The organism is Microbacterium sp. HMWF026, from assembly GCF_003061325.1.
In the GTDB taxonomy this organism is placed as follows: domain Bacteria; phylum Actinomycetota; class Actinomycetes; order Actinomycetales; family Microbacteriaceae; genus Microbacterium; species Microbacterium testaceum_E.
This window is the reverse complement of the sequence record NZ_QAJB01000383.1, coordinates 1-3,430: the sequence shown is the minus strand read 5'-3', so window position 1 is coordinate 3,430 and position 3,430 is coordinate 1. Positions and strand designations below refer to the sequence as shown.

General features: G+C 71.3%; 2 protein-coding genes. Both read left to right on the top strand.

Annotation, left to right across the window (positions count from 1 at the left end):
- A partial coding sequence (locus DBR36_RS14250) for a glycosyltransferase (protein ID WP_308810966.1) occupies nt 1–1,354 on the top strand: 1,354 nt, incomplete at its 5' end.
- The gene (locus DBR36_RS14245; RefSeq protein WP_108320429.1) at nt 1,351–3,339 is read left to right on the top strand and encodes a glycosyltransferase family 39 protein; all 1,989 of its coding nucleotides are present in this window, start codon (nt 1,351–1,353) and stop codon (nt 3,337–3,339) included. The genes DBR36_RS14250 and DBR36_RS14245, both read left to right, overlap by 4 nt.
- Nucleotides 3,340–3,430: the final 91 nt, after the last annotated feature.

The following is a 3,430-nucleotide window of genomic DNA, read 5'->3' as shown; positions in this document are numbered from 1 at the left end:
GCCCGGAACCACCGTGTCGGGCGGCTTCCTGCCCGACTGGTCGATCGGCGAGTGGCTCGGCTACAGCGGCGTCACCGTCCTGGCGCTCGCCCTGACCGTCGTCGCGACGACGACGCTGTGGTGGATGCTCCACGCCTGGCGTTCCGCCGACGATCTGCGCGCCACGCAGTTCAGCTCCTCGCCGCGCCCCGCGCGGCACCGCTTCACGCTGCTCGTGCCCGGGCGGCACGAAGAAGAGGTGATGGGCCAGACGCTCGACCGCCTCGCGCAGCAGGATCACCCCGATTTCGAGATCATCGCCATCGTCGGCCACGACGACCCCGGCACCGAGCTGGTGGTGCGTCAGGCCGCCGCACGGCATCCCGATCTCATCAAGGTCGTCGTGGACGACAGCGTCCCCAAGAACAAGCCCAAGGCGCTGAACCGCGCCCTGCAGATCGCGACCGGCGACATCGTCGGCGTGTTCGACGCCGAGGACGAGGTGCACCCCGGCCTGCTGACGGTCGTGGACTCCAAGTTCCAAGAGACCGGTGCCGACGTCGTGCAGGGCGGCGTGCAGCTGATGAACTTCGAGACCAGCTGGTGGTCGCTGCGCAACGTCCTGGAGTACTACTTCTGGTTCCGCTCGCGCCTGCACTTCCACGCCCGCTCCAAGTTCATCCCCCTCGGCGGCAACACCGTGTTCGTCACCCGCGACCGCCTCTCGTGGTCGAAGGGGTGGGACGACCAGTGCCTCGCCGAGGACTGCGAGCTCGGCGTGCGGCTGTCGAGCGACGGCGCGAAGGTCGTCGTCGCCTACAACCCCGAGTACGTCACGCGCGAAGAGACCCCGCCGACCCTGAAGTCGCTCTACAAGCAGCGCACGCGCTGGAACCAGGGCTTCCTGCAGGTCCTCGGCAAGGGCGAGTGGAAGGCGCTGCCGACGCTGCGCCAGCGCATGTACGCCCGATACCTGCTGAACATGCCGTTCCTGCAGGCGGCGACCGGACTGCTCATCCCCATCTCGCTCGTGTTCATCCTGCTCGTGAAGGTTCCCACCCCGGTGGCGCTGCTGACCTTCCTGCCCCTCGTGCCCACGATCATCACCCTCGTCGCCGAGGCGGCGGGACTGACCGAGTTCGGGCGCGTCTACGGCAAGAAGGTGCGCGTGCGCGACTACGTCCGCCTGGTGCTGGGACTCGTGCCCTACCAGGTGTTCCTCGCCGCCGCCGCCGTGCGCAGCGTCGTACGTCAGCTGCGCGGCGACGGCAGCTGGGAGAAGACCGAACACACCGGCGCCCACCGCGACGCGGCACCCGCGACCCCATCCGCCGCGCCCACCCTCGTGGGCGCCGGCTCGGAGGTGACCCGATGACTTCGACGATCGACCGCGTCCCCACCGGGACCATCCCCTCCGACCGCGCATCGGCGGGCCTGCGTCGCCGCGTCTCGCCCTGGCGCGCCCGGCTCGGCGACGCGCTGTGGCTGCTTCCTCCCCTCGTCCTCGGCCTGGTGGTCAATGCCCTGAACCTCGGCGGCTCCCCGCAGCGCATCGACGACGAGGGCACGTACACCGCGCAGGCGTGGAGCATCGGCAACCTCGGCGAGCTCACGCACTACACGTACTGGTACGACCACCCGCCCCTCGGGTGGATGCAGATCGCGGCCTGGGTGGGTCTGACCGACGGCTGGAACCGCTACGACGTCGCCGTGATCGCCGCCCGCGAGGCGATGCTCGCGGCCACCGCAGCGGCCGCCGTTCTGCTGTGGTTCGTCGTGCGCCGCATCGGCTTCGCCCGGTTCACGGCATCCGCGGCGGTCGCGCTGTTCCTGCTGTCGCCGCTCGCGGTGCAGTTCCACCGGCAGGTGTACCTCGACAACATCGCCACCGCGTGGCTGCTCGCCGCGCTGCTGCTGGCGATGAGCCGCCGCGCCCAGCTCGCCGGGTACATCGGCGCCGCGGCCGCGTTCGGCATCGCCGTCCTCACGAAAGAGACGTACCTGCTCGCGCTGCCGCTCGTGGCGTGGTTCATGTGGCGCGGCGCGGACCGCACCACGCGCCGGTACACCCTGTCGGTCGCCTCGGCCGTGCTGGGGCTGATCGGCCTCGCCTACGTCGCCTTCGCCCTGGTCAAGGGCGAGGTCGCTCCCGGCCCGGGGCGCGTGAGCCTGTGGGACGGACTCGCGTTCCAGCTGTCCTCGCGCGAGGGCAGCGGATCGCTGTTCGACCCCGAGAGCCTCATGTCGCGCACCGTCGGACTGTGGTGGCAGCTCGACGCCGTCCTGATCGTCACGGCGCTCGCGGCCGCCGTCGCGGCGCTGTTCTTGCGTCGCCTGCGCCCCTGGGCGATCGCCCTGCTGGCCCTGACGGCGTTCATGTTCCGCGGCGGGTACCTGCCCGTGCCGTACGTCATCATGCTGCTGCCGTTCGCGGCCGTGGTCGTCGCCGGAATGGGTCAGGTGGCCGTCGAGGCCCTGCGCTCCCACGGCGCCCTGCGGCGCATCGGCGGCGTCGCCACCGCCGTCGGACTCATCGTCGCGGTGCTGGCCGCGGGTCCGCTGTGGGCCGCGCAGTTGCGCGGGTTCCTGCTCGCCGACCTCGATCGTCCGCTGCGCGACGCCGAGGCGTGGATGTCGCAGAACGCCCCCGCCGACTCGCGCATGCTCGTGGACGACGCGATGTGGGTCGACCTGGTGCGCGCCGGGTTCGAGCGCGAGAACGTCGTCTGGTACTACAAGGCCGACACCGACACCGACGTGCAGCAGCTCGCCCCCGACGGGTGGCGCGACTACGACTACGTCATCACGACGGACTCCATGCGCACCTTCCCGACCGAGTTCCCGACCGTGCGCCAGGCGATCGAGAACAGCGCTGTCGTGGCGTCGTTCGGCGAGGGCGCGCAGAAGGTCGACGTGCGCCTGGTCGACACCGCGCAGGCGGCGCTCGCGCAGGCCGCCGACGACGGCCTCTACGCCGCCCGATCGGTGGCCGGGCAGCAGGTGCTGCAGAACCCCGACGTCGGCGTCCCCGGCGAGGAGCAGGACCTGCTCACCTCGGGCGTCGTCGACGGACGCATCCTGCTGACCCTCGGCCAGCTCTCGTCGCAGGGCCGGATCGACGTGGCCGACATCACGCAGCTCGAGGGCGACCCCTCGGGCGTGCACCGTCAGCTCATCGTCAGCTCGTTCGCGGGTCAGGACGCCCGGGGGGATGCCGCCGGGGCCGACGCCCTGCTGCGCTTCTACGAGTCGCTGACCGGCCCCCTGCGCCCGGTCTCGGTCGAACGCGGTGACGCGGGCGTGGTCATCACGTTCTCGCCCGACGAGCCGGTCGACCTGCTCCCCCGTCCCACCTCCTGATCCTCTCCTCCCCCCAACGAAAGGACCGCCATGTTCCGTTCCACCCCCTCCCGTCGTCCCGCTCGGCTCGCCGCGATCGGCGCCGCCGCTC